This window comes from Pseudomonas sp. CGJS7, assembly GCF_036961695.1.
In genome coordinates this window covers 13907-27748 of sequence record NZ_JBAMDI010000089.1, presented here as the reverse complement: position 1 = coordinate 27748, position 13842 = coordinate 13907, and the positions used below count along the sequence as shown (strand labels likewise).

General features: G+C 66.7%; 17 protein-coding genes. 9 read left to right on the top strand and 8 right to left on the bottom strand.

Annotation, left to right across the window (positions count from 1 at the left end; genetic code table 11):
• Both V7787_RS36535 and V7787_RS36530 read left to right on the top strand, forming a co-directional pair.
• Positions 1-249, top strand: coding sequence for a hypothetical protein (locus V7787_RS36535; RefSeq protein WP_336092373.1), 249 nt, complete (start codon positions 1-3; stop codon positions 247-249).
• 334 nt (positions 250-583) lie between these two features.
• On the top strand, positions 584-1267 hold the full coding sequence (locus V7787_RS36530) for a hypothetical protein (RefSeq protein WP_336092372.1): 684 nt from the start codon (positions 584-586) through the stop codon (positions 1265-1267).
• A gap of 87 nt (positions 1268-1354) precedes the next feature.
• Here the strand turns inward: V7787_RS36530 and V7787_RS36525 are convergent, their stop codons facing one another.
• The 4 genes from V7787_RS36525 to V7787_RS36510 form a co-directional block, all read right to left on the bottom strand.
• Positions 1355-1828, bottom strand: a complete 474-nt coding sequence (locus tag V7787_RS36525) for a hypothetical protein (RefSeq protein WP_336092370.1) — start codon at positions 1826-1828, stop codon at positions 1355-1357.
• Between the two features lie 83 nt (positions 1829-1911).
• Positions 1912-3045, bottom strand: a complete 1134-nt coding sequence (locus V7787_RS36520) for an agmatine deiminase family protein (RefSeq protein WP_336092368.1) — start codon at positions 3043-3045, stop codon at positions 1912-1914.
• Between the two features lie 349 nt (positions 3046-3394).
• Entirely contained in the window at positions 3395-4627 is a 1233-nt protein-coding gene (locus V7787_RS36515; RefSeq protein WP_336092366.1) for a sensor histidine kinase, read from the bottom strand.
• Positions 4611-5288, bottom strand: a complete 678-nt coding sequence (locus tag V7787_RS36510; RefSeq protein WP_336092363.1) for a response regulator transcription factor — start codon at positions 5286-5288, stop codon at positions 4611-4613. The genes V7787_RS36515 and V7787_RS36510 overlap by 17 nt, the downstream gene beginning before the upstream one ends.
• Before the next feature lie 170 nt (positions 5289-5458).
• On the opposite strand from V7787_RS36510, the gene V7787_RS36505 reads away from it, so the two are divergent.
• Complete coding sequence (locus tag V7787_RS36505; RefSeq protein WP_336092360.1) at positions 5459-6037, top strand: dihydrofolate reductase family protein; 579 nt, start codon at positions 5459-5461, stop codon at positions 6035-6037.
• On the opposite strand, the gene V7787_RS36500 is transcribed toward V7787_RS36505, so the two are convergent.
• The gene (locus tag V7787_RS36500) at positions 6019-6792 is read right to left on the bottom strand and encodes a hypothetical protein (protein WP_336092357.1); all 774 of its coding nucleotides are present in this window, start codon (positions 6790-6792) and stop codon (positions 6019-6021) included. The genes V7787_RS36505 and V7787_RS36500 overlap by 19 nt on opposite strands.
• A 115-nt stretch (positions 6793-6907) precedes the next feature.
• Between V7787_RS36500 and V7787_RS36495 the strand changes: the two genes are divergently transcribed.
• Positions 6908-8146, top strand: coding sequence for an MFS transporter (locus tag V7787_RS36495; protein ID WP_336092356.1), 1239 nt, complete (start codon positions 6908-6910; stop codon positions 8144-8146).
• Positions 8147-8381: 235 nt separating this feature from the next.
• On the opposite strand, the gene V7787_RS36490 is transcribed toward V7787_RS36495, so the two are convergent.
• Positions 8382-9029: a hypothetical protein gene (locus V7787_RS36490; protein ID WP_336092354.1), complete on the bottom strand. Its 648-nt coding sequence runs from the start codon at positions 9027-9029 to the stop codon at positions 8382-8384.
• An 85-nt stretch (positions 9030-9114) separates the two neighbouring features.
• Positions 9115-9474 (bottom strand): helix-turn-helix domain-containing protein, encoded by a 360-nt coding sequence (locus V7787_RS36485; RefSeq protein ID WP_336092352.1) that lies wholly within the window; start codon positions 9472-9474, stop codon positions 9115-9117.
• Positions 9475-9591: 117 nt separating this feature from the next.
• On the opposite strand from V7787_RS36485, the gene V7787_RS36480 reads away from it, so the two are divergent.
• The 3 genes from V7787_RS36480 (at position 9592) to V7787_RS36470 (ending at position 11032) form a co-directional block, all read left to right on the top strand.
• Positions 9592-9849, top strand: a complete 258-nt coding sequence (locus V7787_RS36480; RefSeq protein ID WP_336092350.1) for a hypothetical protein — start codon at positions 9592-9594, stop codon at positions 9847-9849.
• Between the two features lie 63 nt (positions 9850-9912).
• On the top strand, positions 9913-10458 hold the full coding sequence (locus tag V7787_RS36475; RefSeq protein ID WP_336092347.1) for a DUF2058 domain-containing protein: 546 nt from the start codon (positions 9913-9915) through the stop codon (positions 10456-10458).
• 64 nt (positions 10459-10522) lie between these two features.
• Complete coding sequence (locus tag V7787_RS36470; protein ID WP_336092344.1) at positions 10523-11032, top strand: DUF1697 domain-containing protein; 510 nt, start codon at positions 10523-10525, stop codon at positions 11030-11032.
• Positions 11033-11059: 27 nt separating this feature from the next.
• Here V7787_RS36470 and V7787_RS36465 read toward each other — a convergent pair whose 3' ends face one another.
• Entirely contained in the window at positions 11060-12022 is a 963-nt protein-coding gene (locus V7787_RS36465) for a hypothetical protein (protein ID WP_336092342.1), read from the bottom strand.
• Positions 12023-12193: 171 nt separating this feature from the next.
• Here V7787_RS36465 and V7787_RS36460 point away from each other — a divergent pair, with 171 nt between their 5' ends.
• Complete coding sequence (locus V7787_RS36460; protein WP_336092341.1) at positions 12194-12472, top strand: Imm32 family immunity protein; 279 nt, start codon at positions 12194-12196, stop codon at positions 12470-12472.
• Positions 12473-12530: 58 nt separating this feature from the next.
• Entirely contained in the window at positions 12531-13763 is a 1233-nt protein-coding gene (locus V7787_RS36455) for a DUF4189 domain-containing protein (protein WP_336092338.1), read from the top strand.
• Positions 13764-13842: the final 79 nt, after the last annotated feature.

Below are 13842 nucleotides of genomic sequence, written 5' to 3'. Positions count from 1 at the left end.
ATGACGACGCTTCGATACAACGGCGGACAGGATGTCCGCATCGGCGACAGCATTCGTTTTGGCGATACGGAGGTCGGAACCATCGTCGTGATGATCGCCGAGCAGACCGACATGCCTGGACACCAGGCAGCGGATTGGGCCTATCTGAAGGACGGTTGCATGATCGATGTCCCGGCGTTCGGGCTGTTCCATTACGACGCCGAAGGTTTTATCAGCGACGCCAACTTGATCCTGCTGTCGCGGGCTTAATGGCCCTGTCTGGACTGTTACGCATCGAGCCGTAGGGCGATCGATCAGATCGCCCTACGCAGCGGCGTGTTCGAATACGCGGCGTAAGTCCGCGTTTCCGGCAGGCGCGCCATCGCGACCAGCACAACAAGTCAGATTTGCCGCCCATCACACCTCCCGGAAAACCTTCCCGGCAACGCCCGCACCGTTCCGAAAACGTCCCCGAAACATCCCCGAATCGTCCTCGCCGAAGCGTCGGCGCCGTGGCAACTCTTGGCCCACGCCGCAACCGCCGAACGAGTACGGATGCGGTCTTTCTCCCCGCATGGGGCTCTCATCGACCAAGGACGCTTTCATGAACGCGAAACACCGCATCGGTCTTTCCGCCACCCTGGCTTTGGCGCTCGGCGCCTGCTTCAGTTCGTCGGCGTGGGCCGGCAATCCGCTCGACAACGTCGGCGTCGAGCACAACGCTTATCTCGGTTGCCTGATGGCCGATGGCGCGCCGCCGCCGTCGCTGGAGTTGCTGGTCACCCGCTGCGGTTACCGCCCGCAGGGTTCGGTGTCGGATTTCATCCGCACCTACCAGCCGTACATGCCCACCGAGGCGCGTTCGACCTACAGCCAGCGCGTGGCGCCGTACCGCACCCAGTTCACCCCGGCCGAATACGCGTTCGTGGCGAAGATCGAGCGCGCGCTGTCGCCGCAGGCGCAGTCGCCGGAGGAAATCGACCGGGCGCTGGCGGCGCTGGAAGATCAGGCGCTGGCGCAGTTGGGCGACAAGTCGCCGGGCGCGCGCGGCATTCTGGCCTCGCTGAGCACGGCGCGGCATTCGCTGCAGTTCTGGACGCCGTATTACATCGAGCGCGAGGAAAGCCAGTCGAAGCTGCCGAAGTGGCTGAAGGTGGTGATCAAGGTGGTGGCGACGGTGGCCACCGATGCGGCGGTGGGCGCGGTGTTGGGTTCCAACCCGGTGACCGCGCCGGCCGCCGGCCCCGCGGCGGGCGCGGCGTCGGGCATCGTCGCCGGCGCGCTGTAACGGCGGTCGCGACAAAGCAAAACGGGCCCGTCCATGCGTGGACGGGCCCGTTTGTTTTGCGCGGCTTATGAAACCGGGCGCGTGCGGTCAGTAACGCCGCACCACTTCGACCGACGCGACATCCACGCCGCCGGCCGCCAGTTCCGCCAGCACTTGCTCGGTGTACTGCCGTGATGGGCAGTAGTGGCTGCTGTGATCGGTGAGCGCCCGCAGCACGCCGTCGTGGACTTCCAGTTCGCCGGCGCCGGCGACCGGCCGGCCTTGGCCGAGGCTGGAATGGTGGAACACGCCGATGCGGTGTTCGGGCGCGGAATAGATCGCGCCATCGCAGTGCATGACGAAGATCGCGCGGCCATCGCCGTGCCAGAGGGTGTAAGCGTCGCGGGTGTCGAACAAGGTGCCGTCGGGGCGGTACAGCAAGCCAGCGCGAACGGTGATGCGATAAGCGGGCAGTTCCGCGTCGCTGAGGTAATGCACGTGGGTGCCGTGCCAGACCGTGTTGCCGGGCAGGTCTTCGCCTTCGAATTTGTCTTTGCGTGGGGTGACTTGGTATTTGCTCATGAGAAGCTCCTTGCCGAATATGGTGACACGTAATCGGCAAGGATGTGGGCGCCCGATGGCGGGCGCCCACCTCGGTCCGCGGCTCAGAGCGCGGCGGGTTGCTGCTGGGTCACGCAGTGCACCATGCCGCCGTTGCGGTACAGGTTGCGCACGTCGATGCCGATCACGGTGCGGCCCGGGAACGCGCGTTGCAGGATCGCCTTGGCCACCGCGTCGTTGGGATCCTTGTATTCCGGCATCAGCACCACGGTGTTGCCGACGTAGAAGTTCACGTACGAACCCTTGTAGCCAAGCTCATAGCCGTAGGTGGTGACCACGTCGCGCGCGGTCAGCGGCAGTTGCACGAAGCGGTACGGCTTGCCGTCGACGTCGCTGGCGTTGTACAGCCGCTCCACGTCGGTCGCCGACAGGCCCCATTCGCGCAGATCGGTGCGGCTCATGGTGACGATGGTGTCGGGCATGCCGAAGCGGGCGAAGCCGTCGATGTGCATGTCGGTGATGTCTTCCTTGCCGCCGTCCTTGCCGTCGAGCCAGATGAACTTCTTGATGCCGAGCTGATCGCGCATCACTTCTTCCAGCTCGGCCTCGCTGAGGTCGGCGTTGCGGTTGGGTTCGCGGGTGGAGCTGCGGGTGGCCATCAGCACGCCGCGGCCGTCGACTTCGATCGCGCCGCCTTCCAGGATCACATCGTTCAAGTCGACGCTGGGCAGGCCGAGGCTGCGGGCGACGGCGGCGGGGACGGTGTCGTCCTTGCGGTAGGAGGCGTCCAGGCCCCAACCGTTGAAACCCCAATCGCCGATGCTCAGGCGGTCGTTGCCGTCGTAGACGAACAGCGGGCCGTTGTCGCGCACCCACACGTCGTCGGTGGCGCGGATCAGGAAGTTGACCTTGGTCAGCGACACGCCAGCCGCGCCGAGCAGCTTGCGCACGCGGGTCTCTTCGTTGCGGTCGTAGACGATGATGTTGACCTTCTCGCTGGCGATCAGGGCGCGGGTCATCGCCACCCAGGTCGGGTCGAGGCGGTCGCGGTAGGCGCGGCCGTAGGTGTTGGCGTGCGGCCATTGCAGCCAGGTGGCGTCGTGGCGCGCGGTTTCGTCGGGCATGTAGCCGGACTGGGCGCGCGCGGTGCCGGGCTGGGCGAGGGCGAGCGCGAACAGTACGCCGGCGGCGAGGGCGAGCAAGCCCGGGCGGGCGGCGGGGACGTTCGGGGTGGGCATGGCGGCGGGTCTGTTGGGGGGAGGTCGGGGCGCAGGTTACGGGGCGAACCTGATATCCAGCTGATACCGGTCCTTGGACGTGAACCTGGGCTGGCTGGACGTCGTTTGCCGGGCTGTGCGGCCCGTCCCGCGTCATCCCACCGTCGTAATCCCACCTGCCGCAATCCCTCCTACCGTCATTCCGGCGAAAGCCGGAATCCATTTTGACGTTGCTTTTCGCTGCTCTTCAGCGTCAAGGCTGCGGAGATCAACAGCAGAATCAAAATGGATTCCGGCTTTCGCCGGAATGACGGTAGGTGAGATTACGGGAGGTGAGTGACGCGGCTTTGCTGGGCGCAGAGATCTGGCCTTACAGAATCAGCTCCACCCGCGCGCCACCGCCGGGCCGATTCAACAAACGCAGCTCGCCACCATGCAACTGCGCGATGTGCTGAACGATCGACAATCCCAAACCGCTACCCGGGCTGCCCGGTCCCGAAACGAACGGCTCGCGCAGGCGCGCGAGCAAGTCCTCGGGGAATCCAGGGCCGCGGTCTTCGACGATTATCTTGTTGGCCTCGACCGTGACCGCGACAGGCTCATTCGCATCGCCCTTCGCCGCATGCACCAGCGCATTCTCGATCAGATTGCGCACCGCGGTCTGAATCAGCCGCACGTCGGCGTCGACGATCGATTGGGTCGCCTCGAACGTCACATCGCGGTCTTCGGGAATCACCGCCTCTACCAACAGATCCAACCGAACCGGCTCCTTGCTCGCAGGCGCAGCCGCCGCATCCAGCCGCGCCAATAGCAGCAGCTTGTCGACCAACCCAGCCGTCTGCCCGGCGACGCGCTCGACCTTGCCCAGCACCTGCTCGGCCGGCTCGCGCCCGTCGTGCGCGGTTTCGCACAGCGCCTGCAAGCGCGCCACCGGCGTGCGCAGCTCGTGCGCAGCCGCGGCGAGGAAGCGCTCTTGTTGCTCGAACGAAGCGATCGCCGGCCGCAACGAACGCCGCGACAGCACGTTGCCGACCACGATGCCGAGCGCAGCGAAGGCCGCGGCGATCAACAACGTCCAGCGCACGAACGCGGCCTGCGCGGCGTCGCGCGCGGACGGATCGGCCAGCACCAGGATGGTGGCGACGGCGCGGTCGTGATCGTCGTAGGTTTCCTTGCCCTGCAGCAGATACGCGCGGCCGTTGCGGTCGCGGCCTTCGCGCAGGCCCTCGGGGCCGTCGCTCATCGCCGCGTCGGCGAGCGCGAACGGGGCGGCGAGGTCGAAGCGCGGACGTGCGGGTTTGAGCAACACCCGCGGCGTCAGGCCGTTGTCGATGATCCAGATATCGGCATCGCCGTCCAGCAATCCCGGTTCCTTGCGCAGCATGTCGTCGTGCAGGCGGCCTTCGGCGTCGAACCACGCCAGCCCGTACACCGCGGTGGCGCGCAGGCGCAGGTTGGAGGCGAGGTCGAGCTGAGTCAGGCGCGCGTGGGTGAGGATGGCGACGGTGCACAACGCGGCCACGCACAGCAGCCACGCGGCGGTCCAGATCGCGGTGAGGCGCAGGTGCAGCCGCCGCAGCAGACGGTCACGCGCGCGCGGCATCGGGCGCTTCCAGCAGATAGCCCGAACCGCGCACGGTGCGCAGCAGCGGCGGGTCGCCGAGTTTGCGGCGCAAGGTGGCGATCAATACTTCCTCGGCATTCGACGCGGGTTGCTGCTCCTCGCCCCAGCACGCGGCCAGAATCTCTTGGCGTGGCACCGCCTGGCCGGTGCGTTCGGCCAGCAATTGCAGCAGCGCGAATTCTTTCGGCCGCAGCGGCAGCGCGATGCCGGCGCGGCGCGCCTCGCGCCGGCCCAGGTCGATCTCCAGATCGGCGATGCGGATCACGCTGGGGCGGATCGCGCCGCCGCGCCGGGCGATGGCGCCGATGCGGGCGATCAGTTCGTCCATCGAGAACGGTTTGACCAGATAGTCGTCGGCGCCGCTGGCGAAGCCTTCGATGCGGTCGGCGACGGCATCGCGCGCGGTCAGGAACAAGGTCGGCGTGGCGATGCCGCGCTCGCGCCAGCGCTGCAGCGACGCCAGCGAGTCGCCGTCGGGCAGGGTGCGGTCCAGGATCAGCGCGCCGTAGGCATAGGACTGCACGAACGACTCGGCCTCGCCGAGGTCGCCGGCTTCATCGACGGCGTGGCCGTGGCCGCGCAGGCGTCCGGCGACGGCTTCGCGCAGGTCGGTTTGGTCTTCGAGCAGGAGGACGCGCATGGGGGGAGCTTACCGCCGTGGCGGTGATGACGGTTTGCGAATGCGGCAGGGGCGGGGCCGGCGCGCCCGGCCGGCCGGTTTGTCGAATCCGGGCCCGCCGGTTCGTCTAACAGATACAGCCCGCGCCGAGACCGGCGCGGGAATTTCCCAGGGACTGACGGAGCCGCCGTATGCGCCAGATCATCGCCGCGTTGCAGATTTCGCTGGACGGGTACATCGAGGGGCCGCAAGGCGAGCTGGATTGGGTCGACAGTTGGGAAGACCGGTTCGGGCTGGTCGACCGGGTCGATACCTTTTTGCTCGGCGCCGGCATGTATCCCGGTTACGAGGCCTATTGGAGCGCTATCCAGGCCGATCCCACCGCGGTGTTGCCGTTCGCCGGACGGCCGGCGTTGCCGTATGAGATCGAGTACGCGCAGGTCGCCGCGCGCACTGCGCATGTGGTGCTGTCGCGCACGTTGTCGACGGTGGCGTGGCCGCAGACCCGTATCGTGTGCGAACTCGATGAGCTGCGACGGCTGAAGGCGCTGCCCGGTCGCGATATGCATGCTGTCGGAGGCGCAGCGTTCGTAAGCAGTTTGCTCAACGCCGGTTTAGTCGATGAGCTGTGTCTGGTCGTGCAGCCGGTGTTGTTGGGCGCGGGCAAGCCGCTGTTCGCGGGGTTGAGCGCGCGGCAGCGGCTGCGTTTGCGCGAAGCGGTTGCGCTCGAAGACGGGTTGGCGCGGCTGACTTACTCGTTATCGGACTGAGCGGCGTGGTGGTACCACTCATCCGGGGCTCTGAATCCGGGAATGTGTTGGGTGCTGGGGCCGAGTTCGCGCAACTCTCGCAACAGCACCGCCAGCGCGGTTCGTGCATCGGGCGACCAATCGGCGAGGTCGGCGATCTCGATCTCGCCCCAGCGGGCTCGCAAGCCTTCGACTCCCGGCAGATGGCCTGCGGCGGTGCAACGCGCGATACGGGCCGCGATCCATCGGCAGACGGTGGAGTGAATGTCCGGCGCGGGTTCCAGCGTCGAGGTGGAAAAAAGCGACACGCCCGGTTTGCAGTACTCGGTCCAGTTGCGGTAGTTCACGCCATACAAGGGTCTGACGGGCGCGCCGGAATGACTGGCCCCGTCGGTCCATGCCTGCAAATAAGCCGGAAACCGCAGCCCGTGATAGCCGCCCATCGGCTCGAGCAGGGCGTCGCGGGATTTGTACAGTTGATCCTGCAGGCTGGTGTCGGGCGCCCACGCGTGATCGCCCAGTCCCCACTCGGCCGCCGACTGGTTTCCGCGCACCACGTCTTCGATGAAATTGGCTAGATAGCGGAAGTTCTCGCCGCCGCAGTAGTAGCGCAAAAACACATGCGCCATCAGCGGCGACGGACTGTTGGCCAGCACCGTGCGCGCGTCGGCCAGCAGCGCATCGGACACGTCGTTCAGGTTGGGCACGCTGTTGCGGTCGCGCTCCAACAACGGGCGGCCGAGCGCTTTTTCCACTTCGCGGTAGGCGTCTTCCATGCGGGCGGGGCGATGAGGCAAAGGCGAGGCGGGAGCATACGCTTTGGCCCCACCCCAGGCCCAGCAGCCAATCCCCGCAATGGCGCCAAATGCTGCAAAGCACAATAATGCCCCCATGACCTCCGCCAGCCCCGTCTCCCCGGGCGCCGCCGCGCCCGCCCCCGTCCTGTCGCCGCGCCAAGTCGGCCTGATCCTGTTCGCCCTGGCCATGGGCGGCTTCGCCATCGGCACCAGCGAGTTCGTGGTGATGGGGCTGATCACCGACATCGCCCGGGCGATGGGCGTCAACGAGCCGGCGGTCGGGCATGTGATCAGCGCCTACGCGCTAGGCGTGGTGGTCGGCGCGCCGACCTTGGCGATTCTCGGCGCGAAGATGTCGCGGCGCAGTCTGTTGCTGGTGCTGATGGGGTTCTACGCATTCGGCAATCTGGCCAGCGCGTTGGCGCCGGGTTACTACACGTTGGCGTTGGCGCGCTTCGTCGCCGGCCTGCCGCATGGCGCGTACTTCGGCATCGCCGCGTTGGTGGCGGCGCGGATCAGCCCGCCGGATCAACGCGGCGCAGCGGTCGGGCGGGTGATGCTGGGTTTGTCGGTGGCGCTGCTGGTGGGCAATCCGCTGGCGACGTGGCTGGGGCAGCACTTCGGCTGGCGCTGGGCGTTCGCGCTGGTGTCGCTGATCGCGTTGGCGACGGTGACGATGACCGCGCGGGTGTTGCCCAAGGGCATGCACGCGCCGCGTCCGGATGCGTTAAGCGAGCTGCGCGATTTCAATCGCAAGCCGGTGTGGCTGGCGCTGGGCATCGGCGCGATCGGCTTCGCCGGCATGTTCTGCGTCTTCAGTTATCTGGCGCCGACGCTGGTGCACGTGACCGGTGTGCGCGAATCCTTCGTTCCGCTCGGGTTGGTCGCCTTCGGCATCGGCGGCATCCTCGGCACGCTCGGCGGCGGTTGGTTGTTCGACCGGTTGCAGTTCCGCGCGGCGGCTTGGATCTTGCTGTGGTCGATGGCGATCTTGCTGTTGTTCCCGTTGGCCGCGCGTTCGCTGTGGACGGTGCTGCCGGCGGTGCTGGCGGTCGGCACGATGGGTGCGTTGGCGACGGTGTTGCAGGCGCATCTGATGGACGTGGCGCGCTCGGCGCAAACCTTGGCGGCGGCGTCGAACCACTCGGCGTTCAATATGGCCAATGCGCTGGGGCCGTGGCTTGGCGGCATGGCGATTACCGCGGGTTACGGCTGGACTTCGACCGGTGTGGTCGGTGCGCTGACTGCGCTGGGTGGGTTGCTGATTTATTTCTGGGCGCGTGCCGATGCGCGCCGTTCGGATGAATTGGTGGCGGCGAGCGAGGCGGAGTAAGCGCTCAGCCTGGCTGCGAGAACATCCAGCACGCGTTCGCACACTCCGGTCACCGGCGCGCACCTGCCGCCGCCCTCGAACTCACACACACCCGTCATTCCGGCGAAAGCCGGAATCCATTTTGATCTTGCTGTTGCTTTGTTCGCGGTCTCAGGCCAACAAGAGCAACGTCAAAATGGATTCCGGCTTTCGCCGGAATGACGGGGTGGTTGTATCGCGCGATCTTTCGGCGTTGTTACGGCGTCTGCACTTTACGCAGACTGTTCAACAGAAATTCCAGATGCTCTTTGCCGCGCGCCGACCACACGTTGTACAGGCACCGCTGCCCAGCGACTTCCAGATACCCCAGATACTTGGGCCCGGTGCCGCCTTCCAGTCCGTAACTGGCCTTGCTGCCGTCGCTCCACGCCACGGTGTTGGGGAAGGTGTAGCCCTTGCCGTCCACGTCCAGGCCCGTGCCGGCGACACCGAACGCGCTGCGTTGGCCGGGTGCGTCGTAAGCCACCGCCCAGCCGTCGGAGAAATCGGCGCGGCGGACTTTGATGCCCGGTTCCTTTTCCGCGTCCTGCAAGGCCAGCACCGCACAACGGTCGCGGTTCTTGGCTTTCTTCCATTCCGTCAGATAGACCGCCGGCACCGAGGAGGCCGGTTTCGGTTTGCCCTGCCACGGGGCGGGCACGCCACCGGCGGGGCGGGGGATCGTGGACTTCGGCAGCGTCGGGGCCGCCGCAGGAGCGGTGGGACTGGCCGCAGCGGTTGAGGCGGCAGGCGCCGCCGAAGCGGGCGCGGTGTGGACGCGGAACCGGGCCTTGGGCTCTTCGGCCTGGGCAGCGGTGACGAACAAGCCGGCGGCGAGCGCGAGCAGGCAGGGGGCGATCTTCATGGGGTTGCTGTCGTTCCTTGAAGCAAGGGAAATGTGTCGGGGCGATTCTAACGATGCGCCCGCGGGATGAGGTTGCGCGGTTGGCTCAGTCTTCCAACAGGCCAAGAAGCATTTTGCGTTTCTTGGAAGAGAGCAGGCGGTAGCGCACCAGCAAGATCTGTTCGTCTTGCGTTTCGACATTGCGAGGTGAAGTTTCTGTGCCTGAGCGCGGTTTCTTGCTCACCGAATTCCCGCCGGTTTTACCGGTGATCAACCACTCCAGTGTCATTCCGTCTCGCGCGAATATGCGGAGAAACCGCTCAAGTTGTCTTAAGTTCGGCTCGATTCTGCCCGTTTCCCATTTGGACACGGTGGCAGGAGAAACATCGAGCTCGAAACTAAGCTTTTCTTGAGACCAGCCTCGTGTCTTTCTCAGCGATCGTATTCTTGAGCCGAAGGTATCCATAAACAGAGTCTGTATAAGTCCAGGAATGTTGTCCCGTCAGAAATGGTTGACAAATAAAAGTCGATAAATGACTATTTGTCAGTGCCGACTTTGGGCACATAGCGAAGGAGATCAAGCATGGACGCAGCTTGGCATTTCGATTTTGAAAAAGCCCGATTCACCCAGTACCTGAAGCCGGACGATACGCTCGACATCGCCGCGGTCGAACGCATCGCGAAGGAACTGCAAGTTCCCTTGGCCTACCTGTTCACCGACTCGGACCTGCTCGCGCAGATGGTGCTGGCTTTCGGCCTGCTGCCCGAAGACCCGCAACGCAAAACGCTGGCGCAGGTCAAACGTGAGCTGTTCGTCAGAAAGGGCCCGGTTGGCGGTTGAAATCGCAGTGCCGCCCGCGCGCCCTGGTTTCCGCGGCCCAGCGCCCGTACTAGACTGCGGCGTATGCGAAACCCCCTCCAAGACCAACTGCTCAAGGCCGGCCTGGCCAAGAAGTCCCAGGCCACCCAGGCCGTGCGCGAGCAGAACAAACAGCGCCAGTCCAAGCAGCCGCAGGGCCCCAGCGCCGAACAGGCCGAGGCCGAACGCGTCCGCGCCGAGAAGGTCGAGCGCGACCGCGCGCTGGAGGCCGAGCGCAAGGCGCAGGCGCGCGCGCACGAGTTGCGCGCGCAGATCCATCAGATCGTCGAGCAGAACAAGGTCAAGCGTCAGGGCGAGATCGCCTATCGATTCAACGACGGCGCCGCGATCAAGACGATCTACATCGACGCGGCGCTGCGCACGCAACTGGCCAGCGGCGCGTTGGCGATCGCGCGCCACGGCGAGGACTACGAACTGATACCGCGCGCGGCGGCGGAAAAGGTGCGCGAGCGCGATGCGGCGATGGTGGTGCTCGATCATGGTGGGCAAAAGAACCCGCCGGCCGAACCGCTGAGCGAGGACGATGAGTACTACGCCCAGTTCAAGGTGCCGGACGATCTGATCTGGTAACCGGTAGCCCGCCGCACCGTCCGGTTCTTCTTCCTTCCTCTCTCAGCGCCGCGGTGCCGCCGCCATGCAGACCTACATCGCCTTGCTGCGCGCCGTGAACGTCGGCGGCACCGGAAAACTGCCGATGGCCGAACTGCGCGCGATGTGCGAAGCGGCCGGTTTCACCGAGGTGCGCACCTACATCGCCAGCGGCAACGTGGTGTTCCGCAGCGCGCTAAGCGCGGCACGCGTGCAGGCGGCGTTGGAGCAGCGCTTGGCCGAATACGCGGGCAAGCCGGTCGGAGTGATCCTGCGCAGCGGCGCGGAGATGGCGCGCGCGCTGGCGGCGCAACCGTTCAAGCAGGCCGCGCCCAATCGCGCGGTGGTGATCTTTCTCGACGGCGCGCCGCCGGCCGATGCGTTGGCGGCAGTCAAGCACCGCAACGGCGAGGAAATCGCGCTGGGCGAGCGCGAGATCTACGTGCATTACGGCGAGGGCATGGCCGATTCCAAACTGGTCGTGCCCGCGGCCAAGGCCGGCACCGCGCGCAACTTGAACACCGTGGCCAAGCTGATCGAGATGGCCGGCGCTTGATCGCGGTGCATCGGCGCGGCGCGCGCCTCAGGAACGCTTGAGTCGGTCCACCTGGGTCATGGCCTGTCGCAGCATCGCCTGCTGCTCGCGGGTGATGCGGGTTTCGTCGGCGGCGGTGGCCTGGATCTGGTCGGCGAGCTGGTTGTAGCGGTCCAGGTCGTTCTGGTTCTGGAACGCGAGACTGCCGTCCTGCAATTGGATGCGGCCCAGGCCCGACTGGGCCAGATCCAGCATTTGCCCGATCAACGCCATCATCCGGCGCTGGTTGGCGATCAGGCTGCTTTCCAGCGCGAGCCGCTTGGCGGTGCTGCTTTCGAACAAGCCCAACTGGCGCTTGCCCGCGGGCAAGCCGCTGGCGAGCGCACGCACCCGGCGGGTGAGTTCGTCGTTGCTTTCGCGGCTGGCGGTGACCGATTGTTCCAGCAACGCGGTGTAGCGCGCGGCGATGTCGCGGCCGTTGCGGATGGCGCCGGCGCTGACCAGGCTCTTGGGTTCCAGCACGGTCTCGATCTTCAGCGCGTTCATCTGCGCCTCGATCTGGGCCTGACGGTATTGGCTCTTGTGGCCGACTTCGCGCAGGATCACGTTGAGCCCGCGCAGCAATTCGGCTTCGCTGCGCGCCGGTGCCAATTCGGTCGACGCGCCGGGCGCAGGGCCGTCGGGCGCGCGCCCGGCGCCGCCGTTCTTGATCCGTTGCTGCTGCTGCATCAGCAGCTCGCGGCTGGTATCGGCCAGGGCATTGGCCTCGCGATTGCTGGCCGCACGCTGTTGCATGCCGAAGAAAATGCCGATGCCGACCAGCACCGCCATGATCGCCAGCGCCCCGCCGATCGCGGCCCAGGTGACGAAGGCGTTCGATGGTGCCTGCCTCCGAGAGGTGCGGCGCGGGTCGGGCATGAAGTTAGCGAAGGCCGGCGCGCCGCAACGGGCGCAGGTGCGCGCGCCCGCGCCGATTTCGGACTGGCATTGATCGCAGACTGCGTTCGACATCCTGTCGTCCCCTTGAGTTGGTTTGGCTGAGTAGGCCGGCCCGGCGATCCCCATCGCTACGGCGGCCAGCCGGAGTATCGGTCAAGGCGCGGCCGGCGGCCAGTGCGTCCGATCAGGTCGGCGGGCAGAGTTTATGATCGGGCGATTCGAGATCGATCTTCGGAAGGGCGCATGCAACTGTTCGGCTACAGCGACGACGGCGCGGCCATCGGGCCGCCGGGTCCGCTTCGGTTGCGCGAGGTCACGTTGGCGGCCCGTCCCGAGGAATTGCGGCAGATCGCGGCCTTTCTCGCAGAAGCGGCCGAGGCCATGGAACGCATGGGTGACGGGTACGGTCACCAGCATCTGTGCGACCATCGGCCTGGCTTTGAGGATGCACCGCAGTTGATAGTGTTTGATGCCGACGGCTTGACCGAGCCGCGGCTCAAGGATGAACCCGCCGGCGGCTAGCGCGGAATCGCGCGAAGTTCCGGCGGCGACGATGAAACCCGACCAAGGAATCGCACTCATGGACGTGACCAAGAAAATTCTGTTGTTGCCGGCACTGGCGCTGTTGGGCTGGAGTCTGGACGCCGGCGCGATCTGCTCGGTGCCCGGCGCGCAGCAACAGCAGCAATGCGTGCAGAACTTCGTGCAGAACGTGATCATCCCGCATCAGCAGGCGATGCAGGCGGCGGCGCAGAATCAGCCACCGCCGCCGCCACCCACTCCGATGGAGATGATGCGCGAGCGGGCGCAAGCGCAGGCGCGCAAGGGGTGGGGCGCGGTCGCCGCATCGCCGGGGTTGGCGCAGGTCGCCGGCGCCGGCGACGTGGGCAGCCAGCGCAAGGCCGAAAGCGCGGCGCTGAAGGCGTGCGCGGATCGCGGCGGGCAGGGTTGCGCGGTGTTGGCCAGCGCCAACAACGCTTGCGTCGCGGTGGCGCGCAACGCCGATGCTCAGTTCGCCAGCGGTACCGGGCCGGATGAGATCGCGGCCAGCCGGGTCGCCTTGAGCGGCTGCAACGGCAAGAGCCCGGACAAGCTCTGCAATCTGGTCGATGAGCCGCTGTGCAGCGGCACCGCGGGCGGGTTGTTCCATGCCCAGGGTCTGAGCGGCGAGCAGCGCGCGCGTTTGTTCGAAGTCGCCGCCGACGACCGCTTGTTGTGGGGCGCGTTGGCGGGCAACGGCAAGGCCGTGTACGCCGCGGCCAATGCCTTGTCGCAGGCGCAGGCGCTCAGCGAGGCCGCGGCCAAGTGCGGCGGCGGCGCGTGCAAGCCGATCGCCGCGCACAGCAACAGCTGTCTGGCCGCGGCGTGGCCGAAGAAGGGCGGCGCGCCGTTCGTGGCCGAGAGCGATTACCCCGAAGCCGCGCGGATCGACGCGCTGAGCCAATGCAGTGCGGTGCACGGCGCCGCGTGCGCGGTGTCGGCGCCGAATTGCGCCGGCCGCGCCTACGTCGGCTACGATTTCGCCCGCGTGCACACCGGCGCCAAGGCCGCCGACACCGATCGCGGGCGGCAGCCCGGCGCGGCCTTGCTGGAGCCGTGGGTCAACCGCGCCGAGGCCGAGTTCCGCGCGCATTGGGGCGAGCCGTCGGACACCACCGAGGTCATGCGCGGCGAGTCGCGGCTGACTTACGACAAGAGCTTCCAAAGCAAGGCCGGCGCGCAGCGCTCGTGCAAGATCGCGGTGTTCACCCGCGCGTACCGGGTGTTCTCGTATCTGACCGAGGGCAACGCTTGCGCCGAGGTGATTCGCTGAGCGTCTCGGCTTCGGGCGGGCTCGGCTTGACCTCAACCACGCTTGAGGCCTTAACGTAAGCCGCATTCGAACGATCACG